At 61.7% G+C, this 17,040-nt stretch carries 15 protein-coding genes and 1 pseudogene; 9 read left to right on the top strand and 7 right to left on the bottom strand.

What is annotated here, in order from left to right:
* Nucleotides 1-114 precede the first annotated feature (114 nt).
* The 6 genes from F1640_RS21620 (at nt 115) to F1640_RS21605 (ending at nt 3,171) form a co-directional block, all read left to right on the top strand.
* Nucleotides 115-582, top strand: a complete 468-nt coding sequence (locus F1640_RS21620) for a hypothetical protein (protein WP_194921808.1) — start codon at nt 115-117, stop codon at nt 580-582.
* Between the two features lie 716 nt (nt 583-1,298).
* A complete protein-coding gene (locus F1640_RS21615; protein WP_194921806.1) occupies nt 1,299-1,475 on the top strand; it encodes a Mu transposase C-terminal domain-containing protein in 177 nt (58 codons plus the stop codon).
* A gap of 378 nt (nt 1,476-1,853) precedes the next feature.
* Nucleotides 1,854-2,102, top strand: a complete 249-nt coding sequence (locus F1640_RS25580; protein ID WP_309229363.1) for a TniB family NTP-binding protein — start codon at nt 1,854-1,856, stop codon at nt 2,100-2,102.
* A 32-nt stretch (nt 2,103-2,134) separates the two neighbouring features.
* Complete coding sequence (locus F1640_RS25575; RefSeq protein WP_255530675.1) at nt 2,135-2,422, top strand: TniB family NTP-binding protein; 288 nt, start codon at nt 2,135-2,137, stop codon at nt 2,420-2,422.
* Nucleotides 2,423-2,563: 141 nt separating this feature from the next.
* Nucleotides 2,564-2,710: a hypothetical protein gene (locus F1640_RS25570; protein WP_255530673.1), complete on the top strand. Its 147-nt coding sequence runs from the start codon at nt 2,564-2,566 to the stop codon at nt 2,708-2,710.
* Nucleotides 2,707-3,171 (top strand): hypothetical protein, encoded by a 465-nt coding sequence (locus F1640_RS21605; protein WP_194921805.1) that lies wholly within the window; start codon nt 2,707-2,709, stop codon nt 3,169-3,171. Before F1640_RS25570 ends, F1640_RS21605 begins: the two co-directional genes overlap by 4 nt.
* 729 nt (nt 3,172-3,900) lie before the next feature.
* Here the strand turns inward: F1640_RS21605 and F1640_RS21600 are convergent.
* Nucleotides 3,901-4,780, bottom strand: a pseudogene (locus tag F1640_RS21600) (recombinase family protein).
* Between the two features lie 705 nt (nt 4,781-5,485).
* On the opposite strand from F1640_RS21600, the gene F1640_RS21595 reads away from it, so the two are divergent.
* Nucleotides 5,486-6,268: a hypothetical protein gene (locus tag F1640_RS21595; RefSeq protein WP_194921803.1), complete on the top strand. Its 783-nt coding sequence runs from the start codon at nt 5,486-5,488 to the stop codon at nt 6,266-6,268.
* A gap of 1,052 nt (nt 6,269-7,320) precedes the next feature.
* On the opposite strand, the gene F1640_RS21590 is transcribed toward F1640_RS21595, so the two are convergent.
* The 4 genes from F1640_RS21590 to F1640_RS25565 all read right to left on the bottom strand — a co-directional run bounded on the left by F1640_RS21590 (nt 7,321) and on the right by F1640_RS25565 (nt 10,988).
* Nucleotides 7,321-8,664, bottom strand: coding sequence for a replication initiator protein A (locus F1640_RS21590; protein ID WP_255530671.1), 1,344 nt, complete (start codon nt 8,662-8,664; stop codon nt 7,321-7,323).
* 109 nt (nt 8,665-8,773) lie between these two features.
* Nucleotides 8,774-9,793: a ParB/RepB/Spo0J family partition protein gene (locus F1640_RS21585; protein WP_375336212.1), complete on the bottom strand. Its 1,020-nt coding sequence runs from the start codon at nt 9,791-9,793 to the stop codon at nt 8,774-8,776.
* Nucleotides 9,790-10,683, bottom strand: coding sequence for an AAA family ATPase (locus F1640_RS21580; RefSeq protein WP_309229345.1), 894 nt, complete (start codon nt 10,681-10,683; stop codon nt 9,790-9,792). The genes F1640_RS21585 and F1640_RS21580 overlap by 4 nt, the downstream gene beginning before the upstream one ends.
* A complete protein-coding gene (locus tag F1640_RS25565; RefSeq protein WP_255530669.1) occupies nt 10,677-10,988 on the bottom strand; it encodes a MerR family transcriptional regulator in 312 nt (103 codons plus the stop codon). Before F1640_RS25565 ends, F1640_RS21580 begins: the two co-directional genes overlap by 7 nt.
* Nucleotides 10,989-11,250: 262 nt before the next feature.
* On the opposite strand from F1640_RS25565, the gene F1640_RS26105 reads away from it, so the two are divergent.
* Both F1640_RS26105 and F1640_RS21570 read left to right on the top strand, forming a co-directional pair.
* Nucleotides 11,251-12,111, top strand: coding sequence for a toprim domain-containing protein (locus tag F1640_RS26105; protein ID WP_194921660.1), 861 nt, complete (start codon nt 11,251-11,253; stop codon nt 12,109-12,111).
* A 69-nt stretch (nt 12,112-12,180) separates the two neighbouring features.
* Nucleotides 12,181-14,379, top strand: coding sequence for a strawberry notch-like NTP hydrolase domain-containing protein (locus F1640_RS21570; RefSeq protein ID WP_194921658.1), 2,199 nt, complete (start codon nt 12,181-12,183; stop codon nt 14,377-14,379).
* Between the two features lie 185 nt (nt 14,380-14,564).
* Here F1640_RS21570 and istB read toward each other — a convergent pair whose 3' ends face one another.
* Together istB and istA are read right to left on the bottom strand one after the other, a co-directional pair.
* Nucleotides 14,565-15,344 carry an IS21-like element helper ATPase IstB gene (gene istB, locus F1640_RS21565; protein WP_194918758.1) on the bottom strand — a complete coding sequence of 260 codons (780 nt, stop codon included), beginning with the start codon at nt 15,342-15,344 and terminating at the stop codon, nt 14,565-14,567.
* Complete coding sequence (gene istA / locus F1640_RS21560) at nt 15,334-16,860, bottom strand: IS21 family transposase (protein WP_194918756.1); 1,527 nt, start codon at nt 16,858-16,860, stop codon at nt 15,334-15,336. The genes istB and istA overlap by 11 nt, the downstream gene beginning before the upstream one ends.
* Nucleotides 16,861-17,040 lie beyond the last annotated feature (180 nt).

Here is a 17,040-nt window from a genome sequence, read left to right as displayed (position 1 = left end):
ATTTCAATCTTCACCTTGCTACAATACCTCCGGACTCTCGCCTGCCTGTCCAATTTCTGATACAATACCGGCGGACCCGGCAACACGAGTCCCTGGCACGATCGGGGATAGGCTATGGCCGAAACGGGCACGGCTCTTACGAGAGCGGATTCTACAGCCTGGAGCATCGCTTGCAATCGCGAGCCGACTATTCGTGCGCTCGCCAACCTACCTAAAATTACCCGCGCCGCCATGTTGGATGCGAGCGCGGAACTGAGTCTGAGCAGGTCGCGCCTTTTTGAGCTGGTGGCGCGCTACCGGGAAGATCCCGTTACCAGTTCCCTTGTCGATCGGCCCGAAGGCTTTCCCAAAGGACGCCGCCGCCTGCCGCCAGAGGTCGACCAGCTCGTCGCCTCCGAAATCGAGCAGTTCTACCTAACCCGCCCCAAGCCAACCCTCGCGCGACTGGTACGCGACATCCGGCACGCCTGTTATGAGCGCGGCCTACGCTCTCCAACGCGTAAGACGATCGCCGCACGCGTTGCCACGATCGGACGGGAGCGGCCTCATCAGGAAGCGCGACGGGGCGAAAGCAGCGTCTGATCGAATAGACCAGTGATCGGATCTTACACAGCCGACCATCCTCTTCAGATCGTCCAGATGGATCACACGCCTGCCGACATCATCATCGTCGACGAACATTTCCGCAAAACCTCTCGGTCCGCCCGACGTTGACCCTGCAGATCGACATCGCGACCGCGCGTGATCCCAGGCTTCTATATCTCGCTCGAAAGCCCGTCGGCCACGTCAGTCGGCATGGCGATCCGTCACGCCGGTCCTGCCAAAGATGGCTTGGCTTGAGGAGCGGGAGATCAAGATTGATTATCCCATCTTTCGGCATTCCCAAGACACTGCATCTCGACAATGCCCCAGAGTTCCGGTCCCGGGCGCTGAAGCGCGGCTGCCAGCAGCATGGCATCAATCTCAAGTACCGGCCCGACGTACGCCCCACTACGGCGGCCACATTGAGCGCCTTGATCGGGAACAACGATCGGCGCCGTGCACCTCCTACCGGGTACGACCTTCTCAAATATCCAAGCCAAAGGCGATTACGACGCGGAAGGCCAAGCCTGCATGACACTGCGCGAGTTCGAGCAATGGTTTACGATTGAAGTTGGCGTCTATCATGGTTCGATTCATAGCGAGCTTGGCATTCCTCCCCTCAACGGCCTGGCCGACGGGCTCGGTGTTCGCCCCGATCCGCTCCGGCTCCCGGCCGATCCCCGATCGCTTCCTGCTGAATTTTCTTCCCTTTCGAAATGCGGAAGATCAGGCGTGAGGGTATCGAGCTGTTCCACGCCTTCTACTGGCACGGCGGTTTAGCCAGCCTCATCGCAAACTGCGGCCAAAAGCTCCCGATCAAATACAATCCCCTCAACCTCTCGGCAGTCTACGTCGAGCTGTCCGATAACGAGCATCTGACGGTCCCGCCTTAGTGATCGGCGGCGGCCTGCCAATCACTAAGTTTCGAGCACGACCTGGCAGTCCCGAACGCTGCGCAGAGCGCGGGGCGCCAGGCTGTCGATGAACAGTCGCTGTTTTGACATGGTCAACGAGCAGCGGCGCATCGTCCTTGGACGCGATCCACAAGACTAGGCGGCCCGAAAATCGCGCAGCGTGTTGCCTATGCCCTCGAAGCAGGTTTTCCGCCGTCCCCGCACTCTCTGCCGCCGCCGCCCCACATCGCCCGAGCCGGATGATACGGAGCCTATTGTCCCGTTCCAGATCGAGGAACGATTATGACCGACCTCTTACGATCATTTGTTTCCCGCATATCGCGAGCAGGCGGTGTTATCCGATGAAGAGCGCATCGACTGGCTGCGACGCGGACCGATGGGTTTTCGCTTCCGCAAGCCGAAGCGGCACTCGGCAGGCTTGAGGATCTGCTGACCTATCCGCAGCGCGGGCGCATGCCCTGCCTGCTGCTGTTCGGATCGACCGGGATGGGTAAGAGTGAAATCCTCAACCGCTTCGCTGAACTACACGCGAGCAGGTACGACAAGCGCGCCGGTCTCACGACCATGCCGATCGTGATGGTGCAGGATGCCGCCGCAACCGACTGAGGACGAATTCTACACTGAGCTTATTGCTGGCGATGAACTATGCCGAGTTCGATCATATCAGCCTGCGATCGCTGCGCTCACTCGCACGACGGACCCTTGGCGAGTTCGGAACCAAGGTGCTTGTGCTCGACGAAATCGATAAGATGCTGGCGGGCTCGCCGCGCCAGCAACGGATATTCCTCAACACTATCCGTTTTCTGACCAACGATTTGCGCATCCCGATCGTATGCGCGGGCACGGAAGGATGCGCGCATCGCGATCCTCACCGATCCCAATCTCGCCGACCGCTTTGCCGCTTTCGAGCTTGCCCCATGGCGTAACGATCACAGCCTGCGCCAGCTTATGGCGAGTTCGCGGGATTGGCTGCCCTTACGCCGTTCTTTCCCGGCTCGATGACCATGAGGTCCGTCAACGCGTCATTGCGCTAACCGAGGGCGTGACAGGGCCGGATATTCCGAATCATGGAGGCTGTCGCCATTGAGGCGATCCGCAACGGCCGCGAGATGATCGACGCCGACAGCTTCGAAGACGACCAGCTATTGCTCCCGCTCGTGTCGATGCAAGTAATTGCCAGCGCCAAGCGGGCGATGCGCCGGCGCGCGGCATGATTGCACCCAATGTACCGCTCGCTGACGAACTGCTCACGTCCTGGCATGCGCGCCAGCGCCGATCGCGCCGCGGACGAACGCTTTCCAAGCCCAAAGCGGTTCGAGATCGCAAAGGCAACTGGCGACACCCCGATATTCGGCCGATGCAGGCTTGGCTGAAAGCCGCCGCCGATCGCCTGGACGTGTCGGCAATTCGCTTGGCCGAGCAAAGCCTTGCACGGCGATACCCTGCTCTCGCGCTCGACTTTCTGGTCTGGGAGCACCTACCCCGCCCGGTCGACTATCCCGAAGTCAGCGCCGTTCCGAGGCTCGGCATCTCCTGGTGTAGCCGGTGCCTCGCAGAGGGCTTTGCCAATGACGAACCTGCCTACGTCCGGCAGCAATGGTATTGGCCGCTTCAGGGTTCTGCCACCGGCACCGCTGGCCTTTGGAGGACCGGTGCAACGCGTGCGGATCGCTGAACTGGCGCTTTGCGACGCCGGCCCGCGGGCCGCTACGAATGATCTGCGGGGCATGCTGGCGACCACTGGAAAGAGCTTCCGTGTCGACACTCGACGCTGAAAAGGCCGCCCGGGCCTGCTGGGACCACGCCATTACATTCGAGTTGCAGTTGATGGGTGCCATGGCAGGCAAAACCCCCGACCAGTTCCGCTTCAACTTCACATCGGCCAGCCAGCTCCTCGATCAGGTGCGCGACATTTGCAGCCTCCTGACCCGATCCCCGCCGGGCCACGACCATTGGGGAGGCAGGACCAGGGCCATCGCGCTCAACGATTTCGCATGCGACGCGATAACGCCCGGCATGCGCGACTACCGATTTCTTTCATACGATGAACCGAACCCACTCGCCACGGCAACACCACTGCTGCGCCGGTGCCTCCTTGCGGCCGCCCACGCAATCATCGACTCCGATCCAGGGACGACCACCGCGCTGTTCGGCCCTGACGCACCGCCGGCAATCGACACCTTCGTCGCCGGGATGAATCGCGAGCTGCTTGACAGCTATCCCGCCGCCACGGGCCACTGGTCTCCCACGTTCACTCGACAAATTGAGGCTGCAAAGCAGCGGAGGCGGCGGCGCTCGACCCTCGCAAAGTTCAAACTACGCCGTTTCGCCGGCAACCACAGCCTTCGCGGAGGTGTAGCGGTCATCTCGCGGGACTTCCTTCCAAGCCCCGCTCAGGTGTCCATCAAATGCAGCTTCTCGCTTGGTCAATCACCCGCCGGACCCCTTCAGGCGACCACGCCAGCCCACCCCGCGGAGTTGGTTCACGCAGATCCCGTGTCAGCCACGCGGCGATTTCTCGCAGCGAAGAATCCGGATGCGTCTTTCGTCGATCGGCGACAAGCCGCGCGACCCGCGTATCAGGCGGCAAGCGCGGCGCCGGATCGAGGATCGTCGGGTCCGCATACCCTGCCTTGACCAGCGTTCGGCACGCTTTCACGAGCGTCCGCTCACTGAACGAACGAACCGGCGGTGTGATCGCGCGGATTTGTCGCAGCACGATCCCCCAGGGGAGGTGTGGCCGCAGTCGCGCGACCGTGGGTAACCATCGGTGCCGATCATCGACCAGTTCATGGAGATAGCGCTCCTTGAGGGCGTACCGGATGTCTGCGATCGCCGCTGGATCGCGCGAGCGCATCTTCGGGTTCCCGGGCTTCGCCCCGCGCGCGACAGCGGCCTTGAGGCCGGCCCTGGTCCGTTCGCGGATCAATGCTCGCTCGAATTCGGCGAAGGCGCCGAGCATCTGGGTCATCAGCATGCCTTGCGCGCTCGACGTGTCGATGGGATCGTGGATCGAGCGGAAATAGGCCCCCTTCCCCCCGCAAGGTCTCGACGATCTCGAGCAGATGCGAGAGCGACCGGGCCAAGCGGTCGATCCGGACCACCAGCAGCGTGTCGCCGTGCCGCACGCGCTCGAGCGCTCGTGCAAGGTTCGGCCGATCGCGGCTGCCACCGCTCGCCTTGTCCTCGAGGATCACCGTGCAACCCTCAGCGCGCAAGGCACTGAGCTGCGCGGCGGTGTCCTGTTCGTCGGTCGAGACGCGCGCGTAGCCGATCAGGGCCATTTGTCACATTCCATATAATGGGGTCAAACGACCGGTTGCCCCCATATGATATGAATTCGAGGACCTTATGGCCAGCTTTGATTGAGGTGGTCGAGTTCGATCGGCCCATCTCGACGGCCACAGAACCCGCTGTCAGCCCGGCTCTCCCGCGCGGACAGGCAGCGTCGGCTTTCACATCCTGGCGAGCTCGAAAATGCGGGCAGTCTGCGGGGTTTTCTCGGCAGAGGCCGCACCAGTCCGGGGGTTTGCTACCCAGAATCCGGCGGTTTGGGGACAATCTGGCGCGCTACGTCGCGCGGTAAGCCAGAGTCCGGTCGTATGGGGAAACCGACACTTGTAGCCCACCTTATAAAGAACGGTCAAATCTGCTTATGTGATAAGTGCAATTATCCAATGTGGAATGAGGAGACGTGCAGGATGTCACAACGAACCGGTGACTTACGTTGAGAACGTGGTATCAAGAATCGTGAGCACTTCGATGTCCTTACCCCCCCTACTCGCCCTCGGCCGACTGGATGGGCGTCTCTCCAACAGTCCGGCTCGGATATCTGGCTAGCGCGGGCGAGAGTGAGTGGCACAGCGACGATCGCGGGAATCGCAGGTGTTTCCGTATCCATCGACGATATCATGAATTGGATTTGCGGGCGAACGCCACCGCCACGCCACAGCGAGGGCTTGAACGACCCAATGTCTGTGGCAGCCGTGATGCACTTCGCCCTGACGGCTCAGCAGACGCCAGCTGACGATCTCACCGCAGCCACGTTCAGGATCCTGCGTACGCTGCTCGACGACCGCGCCGAAGCGGAGCTCTGGGGCCCAGAGGACCTTGCTCGCTTCTCAGGCGCATTCAGGGCGGCTCAGGCGGCCATTGCAGCCCCCTACCCCTCCCCTACCCTCCTCGCTGTCGCTGAGCGTCTCCTGGAGGTCCAGGCGGCTTTGGAGGTCTCGCCGGCCTCCGATCGGACTGTCACGATGATCGACGGCCGTCAGATGATTCTCGAACCGGTGAGTTTCGGCACAATCTGGATGACTGCGTGTCAGCTGCCTCGAGCATTGGTCGCGTCCGGCATGGCGACGCAAATTCTGCCATCGGCTGTGCACCTGCCGCGCTACCTTCCAAACTTGGCAGAGGAACTTACCCGCGAGTTGGAAAACACGATCGGCTTGGCAAGCAGGCAAGGATTGGCGGAGCTCGACAGGCTCGAGGGACGGATCGCAAATCTGCCGCGGGTCGTTGAGGTGACCAGGCGTAGCCGGCTGCCGGAGTTGTTGCGCTTGGAACTAGCCTATCCTGGGCTTCGGGTGCCCGCCATCGCACGCTTGCTTGGCGTCACACCTCAGGCAGCGGCCAAGCTGGCGGCGCGCTCCAGGGAGTTGAAGGAGAGCGGTCGGACCAACCAAGGGGACCGATCGCAAGAGTGGCGTCCCTCCCCTCCTCTCTCCTTTCCATCTAAAAATAAGAAATCTCAAAATCCGCCGAAGGCGTAAGCGTTAAGCGGGTTATATCTTTGAGTTAAAAGGTTACTGCCGCGGCGATTTCGGAAAAAACCTAGGGAATCCCGCGATTCGCTGCCTGTGGACAGATTCCGATAACACGACGGGCGAGCTCCGATAACACGACGGCGCGATTCTAATAACACGACGCTTTCGGTCTGATACCACGATGGCCGCTATGAGGGCTGTGGATAAGCTGATCTTGGTCGGGCCTGCACCGATCCGCGCTGGCAGCGGTTAGCGTTCCGATTCGCTTTTTTTGCTTCAACCCCAAACCCGGGATTGTCCGATCGTGATCCTTGCTCAGGTTCGGCGTGTTATCGGGAATGTCGAACACGTCTTCCATCGTGTTTTCAGGAATGGCTTTTCGCCCCCGCCCCGCGCACAGCTTCGATCGGTCTGCTCCGATGCACGCGGCATGGTCCTTCAAGGGGGTGCTTCAACCTCACTGCGGCCTCAACATCGAGGCGGGCCCAGGCTCCCTCTATTGCTCGCAAACCATTGGTTGGCGCTTGGTCACCGGGTCGTGTTTTTAGAATCAGCCGGGTGGATTTCCGGGAGTGTCCGAAAGCGCCGAATTTCAGCCCCTTTTTCAAAGTGCCGGTTTATCGGATGGCGTTTCAGATCGATTCCTGAAAACACGTTGCGATCTGCAGCGGAATTTGTCGCTGCCGGTGGTCGATGCTCGATTCCGGATTCGCGAAGCCACGTTGGAAATCCGTTCCCGGGCTGGCGATTTGCGGTGTTCGTCGCTCGGTTCGTGCCGCGGCGGCTGTTCAATGGCAGGCGTCTTTAGATCGGTCGTCTCGGCTATACGCGAAGAACCTTCAGGGGATGGTCGGAGATCAGATCGGCTACGGCGTTCACGATGCCCAGGGCCAGAGCCGGAAGTTCAGGCCCACGTGGAACCCCACCATAGTCCTTCCGCCAAGCCGTGGATGAGCATACGAAGCAGCCGCTTATCCGCGCGGTAAGGAAGCGATGGCCGGACGATTGCACCCGCACGTCGTTCGGCTTGCTGCCGTCGACCGCGTGGCTCGCTTCAATCAGAATCCCGGGAGCGTGTATTTATTGCGCTCGTGATGCTTCTTCATGAAGCCGTAAAACCGCTTCGAGTAGTTCCTCGGCATCTCGTCGGGATTGCTGTTCAGGAATGCGTCGAACTGCTTGATCAGGACGTCCAGGTCCCACCCAGGGCATTCTGCCTTGATCGCCGCGTAGGTCTCCGGGTCGAGAACCTCATGTGCCCGGCCGCCGCGGCGGCGCGGCGTGGAAGCCGCAGCGACAGCGTAGCTTTGATCATGCGGATCTAGGCTGGGCTTGGGATCGGCGACCTTGAGATCTGAGACAGCACGCTTCACCAGGCTGCGGACGAGGCTTGGGTCAACAAGCTTTTCTACGGCTTCCTCAGCCGGCGCTGGGTGGAGCGGCTTGGGAGCACCGACCGCCTTGGAACTTGCAGCCGGGCGGGCAGGGGAGGGGGGCGCGCTGCGCTTCCGTGACGGGACCTCCTGGTGCCCTTCCATGAAGCGACGCATCACCATCTTCAGCTTTGGTCGGGGCGTCTCCGCTCCAATCACTTCCAAGTTGATCTCCGGGAGGCTGTTGGCCCGCGCCAATTCAAGGATCTTATTCTTGAAGGACGGCAGCGAGCTTTCGCTCCCGCTCTTTTGATGCAGCGTCTCGAAGCCGATCGTGAAGCCTTCGGCGCCGTTGCCGCCGGCGTGCTTGCGGCTCGCGCGGTACAGCCACTTCCCGAGCCCGCTTGTGATCTCGAAATAAAGGGGAGAAATCGCTAGGACGTTGCGCTTGTCCATCACACCGTCGAAGAACCACTTCGACAGAGTGATCTCCATTCCGAGGGACCGTTGGGTTCGCTCGTCTACGAGATGCGTATAGCTGTCGATCCACGAGAAGGTGGTCTCACGGGTTTTCGAATTTGCCCGGATATTGGTCTTGATCGTGGTTGCCTGTAGCCTGTCCAGCGCTCCGATGAGACGCTCATAGGCACGTCCGCTCACACCCCAGCAGATGCGCTTCAACAAGTCGCCTGGTTGTAGCCGGATCGTCGGCGAAAGATCATTCTCTCCACGTTCGCGCAACTCATTCAAGTGAGAGGCGAGGTAGATCATGATGTCCGCATCCCAGATCGTCGCCATGCCATATTCGGGATTGGCCGACACGTGGACGGTAACCTGTTTGTCCGGGCTTACATATTCGATCGGTTTGACCCGCTTCTTCTTCGACAGGCTGAAGAAGGGGCGCTGCATCGTTTCCTGATAATCGCGCAGCGAGATGTCGCTAAAATCCGGGAGCGTGAAGAACATTTCAAACTGTACGCGACGGCCACCAAGCACCGTCGTCGCAGCTTCGTTTTCGCTCTCGTTCATGCCGCGTCCCACGCGTGGGACAAATGGCCTAACCCATTGAAATCGCGCGGAAAAACCCCGAATTTCAGAGTGGTGAAGTTCGGGTTATTCCAAGCGGCTCCAAGCCCCATCAGCGCGCCGCTCCTTTCAGGATCTTGGCTCGCTCGATGAGCGGGCGAAGAGCTTCGAGGATATCGTCCGCCGACAGATCAGTCGGATTGATCGTGATGGTGAGCCCCCGCGCACGATCACGGTCGACCTGACCAATCATGGTCCCCTTCGCTTCGATGGTGGCCTTCTGGGAGCGACTGCTCCTGCTGACCGTCGTCGCCTTGATCAACCGCGCGACGACCTCCGCGCCGCTAATCGGCTCCTCGTCTCCCGACTGCCGAAAGCTCTGTTCCGCGGCGATGTCCTTAGCGGCCGCCTCCATCTTCTCTCGCATTGCGGGCATGCGAACGAGCGGCAGCAGCTTGTCGCCGTGGCGCACCTGAAGGTCCATCGGCGAGCTAAACGCACTTACGATCGATTGCGGGATTTCCGTGAGACCGATGTACCTCGACAACATGGATTTCGAGAGCTTCACACGGTCCGCCAAGCGGGCCTGCACGCCATCATAATAGGCGTCGACGGCAGCTTTGTAGTTTGCTCCCCGTTCGAGATCGGAGATGTCCTCACGTTCCCGGTTTTCGATGTCGGCCAGCCTGAAGGCGGCCTCGTCGTCGAGATCCTCGATGATCGCGACAAGCTCGATATCGGGATAGTGGTTCGCGTTGAGCCACGCGATGGCCCAATGGCGCCGTGTGCCGATAACGAGCTCATATTCGAGCGCGGCATTCTTCACCCGCCGAACAACGACCGGGATACGGTTGCCGTTCTCGGCCTGAATGGAGTCTATGAGGCTTCGGACACGATCCTCAGTCAGCAGCGCATAGTCGCGCGCGTTTCCGGGCCAGATCGAACATTCAGAGGGCTTCAGCCGGATGGTCGGTCGCTTCACCATTCGGGCGGCCTCGGTGAAGCCTTCCAGCCGCCGCGCCGTGAAATTGCGAGCAGCTCCGCTTTGCCCGACGTCGGTCTGCTCGGGCGTGGGCTCCGAGGCCGGTGCCGGCGCCGCCAGAGCTTCGCTGATCGCTGACCGCCGGCTCACGCTGCGGCACTCGCGACGGAATCGTTCGCTCGCCTCGAGATGCTCTGCGACGGCCATTGCTCACGGATCTGCTGCAGAACCTCTCCGAACACAGCGTCGAGATTATCACGGCACCTTTGATAGGTGGCGTGTGCCGCCGACGGCTTGCTCTCGTAGATCGATCGAAAGGCCTGTGTGGCGTTCTTGATTTCTTCCGATGCCAGGATTGGCTGGCTCAGGAGGAAGTTGGCATAGGTTGCCTGCATCATCTTCCACATGTCGGCCTCACCCGGTTTGCTGGGCGTGTAGGCTGAGCAGACCACGCGAATAAAACCATAATCCACCGGCGTGCCATTCTCTTCGAGAATCTCGATATTGTCCGCAATAGTATCCATGAAGTGAATTGTGGACAGATAATCGAGCTGGCGGGCTGGTACAGGCACAAGAAGACCGGTCGCGGCCGCCATCACGTTCAGACCAAGAAAGCCCATCGCGGGCGGCGGATCGAGAACGATGACGTCAAAGTCTTTTATGATGCTTTGAATGCCGATGCGAAGCCGCTGCAGACCCTCACGGACAGCCTGACCGCCCTCGCGCAATGTCGCTGTCAGGTCCCATTCCGCATCCTGAAGCCCGAGGCTCGACGGGACGATCTTGATGGTCGGCCATGCCGTGTCATGAATCGCCTGTCGGAAATCGTCGAAGGTGCTGCGGGGCGACAAGAAATTGCCGAGAGTCTTATCTTCATCGAAGAGGGTCTCGGGCTGAATATCGAACATCGTAGTGGTCGAAGCCTGCGGGTCGCAGTCGATGACCAGCACGCTATAACCGTGAAGAGCCAAATAATCCGCAAAATGCTTTGTGATCGTGCTCTTGCCAACGCCGCCCTTGAAATTTTGCACTGCTACCACAACAGCATCTTCATCTGCCGCTTTGCCGGACGAATGTGCAATGCCTCGCGGATCTTCGTCAGATCTTCAAGCGTGTAATAGCGGCGGCCGTTGCCCAGTTGCTTTGGCGGCGAGAGCCGGCCTTCCTTCTCAGCCTTCGCCAACGCCTCAGGAGTGCGCCCGACCAGTTCGGCCGCCGCCGTGGGGCCAAAGGTGAGGTCGAGAACCTTCCGGTCCTCGGGTTTGAATACGACCGACTTCACTCGGTCGCGCATCATCTCGCACGAACGGGTCATCGTCCGAAGCGTGTTTACGGTATAGGACATCCCCGCGTGCCTCCCTTCGAATCAAGCCAGCCCGATCCGGTTTGCCTTCCATCAGCAAAAATAGGCCTAAAAGTCAAACTTGGCATGAATCTGCGGGCAATCCCCTAATCGTTGCGTTTTGCGCTCGCCGATCGGGAATCGGCGATCAGATCAAATCGAGTGGTCCAAATCTGAAGGCGATGGAGCCTGTTTCAAAGTAGATCTGGGGCGGACCACGCAGAGGAGGAAAGCGGGAGCGACGCATCGAACGTGAGGTGCAATCATGCCGCTGGTAGCTAATCGCCCAACCCAAGAACTTGTCGATCTCGTCGGCGCGCTCGGCGGCCGTTGGATCGGCAACATTGCCATGTGTCGTTGCCCAGCCCACAGCGACGCCGATCCAAGTCTATCAATCCGGCAGGGCGACCAAGGCATCTTGGTGACGTGCTTTGCCGGGTGCGATCGCGAGGACGTTTTGCGCGAACTCGGCCGAATCCGCCCGGACCGGCATCATCCAATGCCGGCGGCCGTACAGGCTCGCCGAACATCGAACGGCGCGCATATTTGGGACCAGGCCATCGATGTCAGGGGCACTCTCGGCGAACGTTACCTTGACCACCGGAATCTTCTCCCACCGCCCCCTGATGTCCGGTTCCACCCGCGCTGCCCCTACCTTCCAAAGCCGAAAACGGTGTTCCTCCCGGCGCTCCTTGTTGCGATCCGCGAGGTCCGGAAGTTGGTTGCCATTCAACGCATCTTCCTCAATCCGGCTAGCGCCGATTACGTTCGCAAGGTCATGCTAGGTACACCTGGGTCAGGTGCGTGGCGGGGTCGGAGAGGCGGTGCGACGTTGGCGCTCGCCGAGGGCTTCGAAACCGCCGACGCCTATGCTCGTATCCGCAATATTCCTTGCTGGGCGTCCCTCGGAGCGCGCCGTCTGGACCAGCTCATCATTCCAGAAGGCGTGACCACCCTTTACATTGCCGAGGACAACGACGCCGAAGGTCGCCTCGCCGCGCAAAAAGCCGAGGACCATTACGCCAGGCCTGGCCTCACCATTCATCGCGATCCGCCTCCCGCCATCTTCAATGATTGGGCAAATGCGCTCGACGCTATGAGCCGGCAGCGACGGCTAGGCGCTTAGCGCCGGAGGAGGGGAGGGGGGCCGAGAACGTGACGCTGCCGAGGGTGCAGCCACGCAGGAGACCCCGAAATGACCGACCTCTTCCACGCGGCCGCTCGCGCGGACCATGACGCTGCGCGTCTACTCGTCCCACACCTCACATCGGGCGGCGCAATTACGCGTCGCCTACTCAACGAGGTCATGGCCGCCGCTTACGGTGGCTCCGACGCGGACGGTCGCTGGACTCAGCGGGCAAGCTTCGAGGTTCTCGAGCACGCACTGGCATTACACCTCCGTGATTTTCGTCCGGGCTTGCGCACGTTCGCCGACGTGAGCGCGCTCGTTGCGCTTTCGGACCGGCTGCCGACCCAGACCGTCAGGAGCGAAGAGCAGATCGACTGGCAGCAATTCTCGACACCCGTCGACATTGCAGCCGTCGCCATATTGCTCGCCCACGTACAGGCGGACGACGTCATCCTTGAGCCGAGTGCTGGCAACGGCCTGTTGGTCGCGCAGCTCGGGTCGCACAAGGCACTTCATCTCAACGAACTCGATCCCGTGCGGCGGGCGCGCCTGCACCAAGTGTTCCCGGAAGCCCACATCTCCGGCGAGGACGGCGCCACGATCAACTCGACCCTGTCCGCGGTCGAGGCGCCATCCCTCATCCTCATGAACCCGCCATTCTCGCGCTCCCTGGGACGCGGTGCCGATGACTACGCAGCAGTCCGCCATCTCCAGGCGGCGCTCCGTCGCCTGCGATCAGGCGGACGACTGGTCGCGATCATGCCCGACTGGTTTGGTCCGAGCGCCAGGATGCGTGATCAATACGAGACCGTGCTGCGCGATGTCACCGTTCGCACCGCGATTCGGCTCGAAAAATGCTACCTGAAGCACGGCACGTCGATTGCCGTTCGGTTGTTCGTCATCGACAAGGCGCCTGGCAAGGCGCCACCGGCCATCATTCAACGATCTTCCGTGGCCGAGCTGCTCAGTGCGCTGCGCGTTCCGGAAAGATCGACCCTCGGCCGCGACGCTCCAGCGCCTGCACCGAAGCGGTCGGCCGGCATCTCGATGTTCCGGGCCGTCAGGAGCAGCCGCCCCGAGCCGCGCGCCTATCACGCGCCCGTCCGCAACGACGTCCTTCCGGTGGAATATGAAAAGCTGGCAACCCCGGCCCCCTTGCTCGAACAAACCGGCGTCTATCTTCCCTACCGGCCGAGCCGCATCAGCTTCATAGCCGCCGGCGAACATCCGACGCCGCTCGTCGAATCGGTGGCGATGGGTTCGATCCCGGCGCCGGTGCCGGACTATGTCCCGTCGCTCCCCGAACGCACAGTATCAGAGCGACTTCTCTCCGCGTCCCAGCTCGAAACCGTCGTCTATGCCGGACATGCCTGGTCTCAGACCATCCCAGGCAGGTTCAAACCGAACAAGGAAGGCGTCGGCCTGACGCTCGCCGATGACGGGTACATCTACCGGAAGGGCTTCTTCCTGGGCGATGGCACGGGCGCCGGGAAAGGCCGGCAGATTGCGGCCTGCATTCTCGACAACTGGCTCCAAGGCCGCCGTCGCAGCATATGGGTTACCAAAAACGCGCCTCTTCTCGAAGATGCACGCCGCGACTGGACCGCACTTGGGGGTGTGAGCGGCGACATTCAGCCGATCTCCAACTGGAAGATCGATGAGCCTATTCGGCTCGACCAGGGCGTTCTTCTCGTCACCTATCCGACGCTGCGCTCCATGCGCGGCGATCACAGCCGCCTCAAGCAGATCGTCGACTGGGCCGGCGCCGACTTCGAAGGCGTGCTGGCATTCGACGAGGCTCACGAGATGGGCGGCGTCGCAGGCGGGGAGGGTGCGCTTGGCGCAAAGGAAGGCTCCCAGCAGGGAATATGCGGCGTCCTTCTCCAGAACCAGCTCCCCGGCGCGCGCGTACTCTATGCCTCTGCCACCGGCGCGTCCGACGTCAACAATCTGGCCTATGCCGTGCGCCTGGGGCTTTGGGGCCCCGACACCGCGTTTGCCGATCGCGAGCAATTCATCAGCAGCATCCGCCAGGGCGGCATCGCCGCGATGGAGCTCGTCGCGCGAGACCTCAAGGCGACCGGCCTCTACATGGCGCGCGCCTTGAGCTTTGCCGGTGTCGAATATGAGATTCTCCGGCACGAGCTGACGCCTGCGCAGATCGAGATCTACGACACGTATGCGGACGCCTGGAGCATCTTATGCGCAGCTAAGCATAAGATGGCTTATCGCGAGGAAGCGGTAATGCGAAGGAACGCGGCGTAGTCGCGGGTTTCCTGGGGCGCGGCAGGAAGTTGCTGCGCATTATTTTGGTTGCGAACCTCGGCGGTCTCTGGACCAGCTGAGGAGTCAATCATGTTGAAACTGTTGATTTCTGCTGAGAGTTGACCCGGGATTTTCATCGAGAAGTGACCCTGGTGGGTGTTATGTCCCGCGCTGCGGGGTTTGGGTCAAGCGGGTGATTTTTCCTTTCTGGATTTTGGGGCAGCGGTGCTGGCCTTGAAGCGGAAGCTATCGTTTCCGGTCTCGATGATGTGGCAGTGATGCGTGAGACGGTCGAGCAGAGCGGTGGTCATCTTGGCATCGCCGAACACGCCGGCCCACTCGGAGAAGGAGAGGTTTGTGGTGATGACCACGCTGGTGCGCTCGTAGAGTTTGCTGAGCAGGTGGAACAGCAGGGCGCCGCCTGATGGGCTGAACGGCAGATAGCCGAGCTCATCGAGGATGACGAGGTCGAGGCGGAGCAGGCGCTCGGCGAGTTGCCCGGCCTTGTTCATGGCCTTTTCCTGCTCGAGGGCGTTGACCAGATCGACCGTGGCGAAGAACCGGACCTTCTTGCGATGATGCTCAACGGCATGAACGCCGAGGGCGGTGGCGAGATGGCTTTTGCCGGTGCCAGGCCCGCCGATCAGCACGACGTTGTCGGCATTGTCCGTGAAGTCGCCGCGGTGGAGTTGGCGCACGAGCGCCTCGTTCACCTCGCTGGCGGCAAAGTCGAAGCCGGCCAGATCCTTGTAGGCCGGGAACCGGGCCGCCTTGATCTGGTAGGCGATCGACCTGACCTCGCGCTCGGCCACTTCGGCCTTGAGCAGCTGGGAGAGGATGGGCACGGCAGCATCGAAGGCCGGGGCCCCTTGCTCGGCGAGGTCGCCGGCAGCCTGGGCCATGCCGTACATCTTGAGGCCGCGCAGCATGACGACGACGGCGGCGCTGGCGGGATCATGACGCATGGCGCCACCTCCTGCCACGCAGGGCATCATAGCGGGCCACATTGGCCTTGGGCTCGCGGTGCAAGCTCAGGGCCTGTGGCGCGTCAATGGCGACCGGGTTGACCGGCTTGCCGTCGATCAGGCGATGCAACAGGTTCAGCACATGGGTCTTGGTCGGCAGCCCGGCTTCCAGCGCCAACTCGACCGCGTACAGCACGGCCTGTTCGTCATGATGCAGGACCAGGGAGAGGATATCCACCATCTCCCGGTCGCCGCCGGGCCGCTTGAGCAGGCCGGCCTGGAGACGCCGGAAGGGCCCGGGCATCTCGAGGAAGGGAGCGCCATTGCGCAAGGCACCGGGCTTGCGCTGGATGACTGCCAGGTAATGCCGCCAGTCGTAGATCGTCCGCCCCGGGTGATCATGGGAGCGCTCGATGATCCGGGCGTGCTCGCACAGGATCTGCCCTTCGGCGACGATGACGATCCGCTCCGGGTAGGCCCGCAAGCTCACCCGCTGGTTGGCGAACGATGCCGGCACGCTGTAGCGGATGCGTTCGAACGTCACCAGGCAGGTCGGCGATACCCGCTTGGCATGCTCGACGAAGCCGTCGAAGGGCCGGCCCAGCGGCATCAGGCAGCCCACTTCGGCGGCATGCACGTCGGCAATGGTGCCGGGCAGCACACCATGCTGGATCTGCGGCCATTGCGCGATGCACTGAACCTCGAGCCAGGCATTGAGCGCCGCCAGATCGGGGAAGCTGGGCATCGGCTGCCACAGCCGGTGCCGGGCATCCTGGACGTTCTTCTCGACCTGCCCTTTCTCCCAACCCGAGGCCGGATTACAGAACTCCGCCTCGAACAGATAGTGGCTGACCATCGCCGCGAACCGGGCGTTGACCTGCCGGGCCTTGCCCGAACCGATCCGGTCGACCGCAGTCTTCATGTTGTCGAAAATCCCGCGCTGGGGAATGCCACCCAGAACCCTGAAGGCCTGCGTCAACGCATCGAACAACATCTCGTGGGTCTGGAGCAGGTAGGCCCTGACGACGAATGCCCGGCTGTGCGACAGCTTGGTGTGGGCCACCTGCAGCTTGACCACCTTGCCGCCAAGCAGTGCGTAATCCTCGCTCCAGTCGAACTGGAACGCCTCGCCGGGCTGGAACGCCAGCGGCACGAACGTTCCCCGCCCACTGGTCTGCTGATCGCGTTGCCGCTCGAGCTTCCACTCCCGGACAAAGGCCGCGACACGGCCATAGGAACCGGTGAAGCCAAGCACCGTCAGGTCCGCATAAAGCTGCTTCGCCGTCCGCTTCTGCTTGCGCGACTTGCCCGCCTCAACCCGCAGCCACGCCGTCAACTTCTCGGCAAACGGGTCCAGCTTGCTCGGCCGCTCCGGAACCCTGAACTGCGGCACCAAAGTCTCGGCGCGCAGGTACTTGCGGATCGTGTTGCGCGACAATCCCGTCCGCCGCTCAATCTCCCGGATCGGCAGCTCTTCGCGAAAATGCCAACGGCGGATCACACTCAAAAGGTCCATGTCGATCACTCCTCGTTCCCCCGACCTGTCAGCCAGGGGGAAGGTCAAAACATGGGTCACTTCTCAGTGGAAATTTACGCCCCTCCCGGGTCAACTCTCAGCAGAAATCAACAGGTCGGCCGGTTCTTGTGCAGGGCGGTGACAAAACCAGCCACTGGAACGCCAGCGAAGTGCTGAGCG

Source organism: Novosphingobium sp. NBM11, assembly GCF_015390225.1.
In the GTDB taxonomy this organism is placed as follows: Bacteria; Pseudomonadota; Alphaproteobacteria; order Sphingomonadales; family Sphingomonadaceae; genus Novosphingobium.
Note: the sequence above shows the minus strand (reverse complement) of the source record. Positions and strands in the feature narration are given on the sequence as shown.

Coding starts and splice junctions, on each gene's coding strand:
- F1640_RS21620 (WP_194921808.1), top strand. CDS start 115: ATGGCCGAAACGGGCACGGCTCTTACGAGAGCGGATTCTACAGCCTGG.
- F1640_RS21605 (WP_194921805.1), top strand. CDS start 2,707: ATGATTGCACCCAATGTACCGCTCGCTGACGAACTGCTCACGTCCTGG.
- F1640_RS21615 (WP_194921806.1), top strand. CDS start 1,299: ATGCGGAAGATCAGGCGTGAGGGTATCGAGCTGTTCCACGCCTTCTAC.
- F1640_RS25565 (WP_255530669.1), bottom strand. CDS start 10,988: ATGTCCTATACCGTAAACACGCTTCGGACGATGACCCGTTCGTGCGAG.
- istB (WP_194918758.1), bottom strand. CDS start 15,344: ATGCGTCATGATCCCGCCAGCGCCGCCGTCGTCGTCATGCTGCGCGGC.
- F1640_RS26105 (WP_194921660.1), top strand. CDS start 11,251: ATGCCGCTGGTAGCTAATCGCCCAACCCAAGAACTTGTCGATCTCGTC.
- istA (WP_194918756.1), bottom strand. CDS start 16,860: ATGGACCTTTTGAGTGTGATCCGCCGTTGGCATTTTCGCGAAGAGCTG.
- F1640_RS25575 (WP_255530675.1), top strand. CDS start 2,135: ATGAACTATGCCGAGTTCGATCATATCAGCCTGCGATCGCTGCGCTCA.
- F1640_RS25570 (WP_255530673.1), top strand. CDS start 2,564: ATGGAGGCTGTCGCCATTGAGGCGATCCGCAACGGCCGCGAGATGATC.
- F1640_RS21590 (WP_255530671.1), bottom strand. CDS start 8,664: ATGAACGAGAGCGAAAACGAAGCTGCGACGACGGTGCTTGGTGGCCGT.
- F1640_RS21595 (WP_194921803.1), top strand. CDS start 5,486: ATGCACTTCGCCCTGACGGCTCAGCAGACGCCAGCTGACGATCTCACC.
- F1640_RS21570 (WP_194921658.1), top strand. CDS start 12,181: ATGACCGACCTCTTCCACGCGGCCGCTCGCGCGGACCATGACGCTGCG.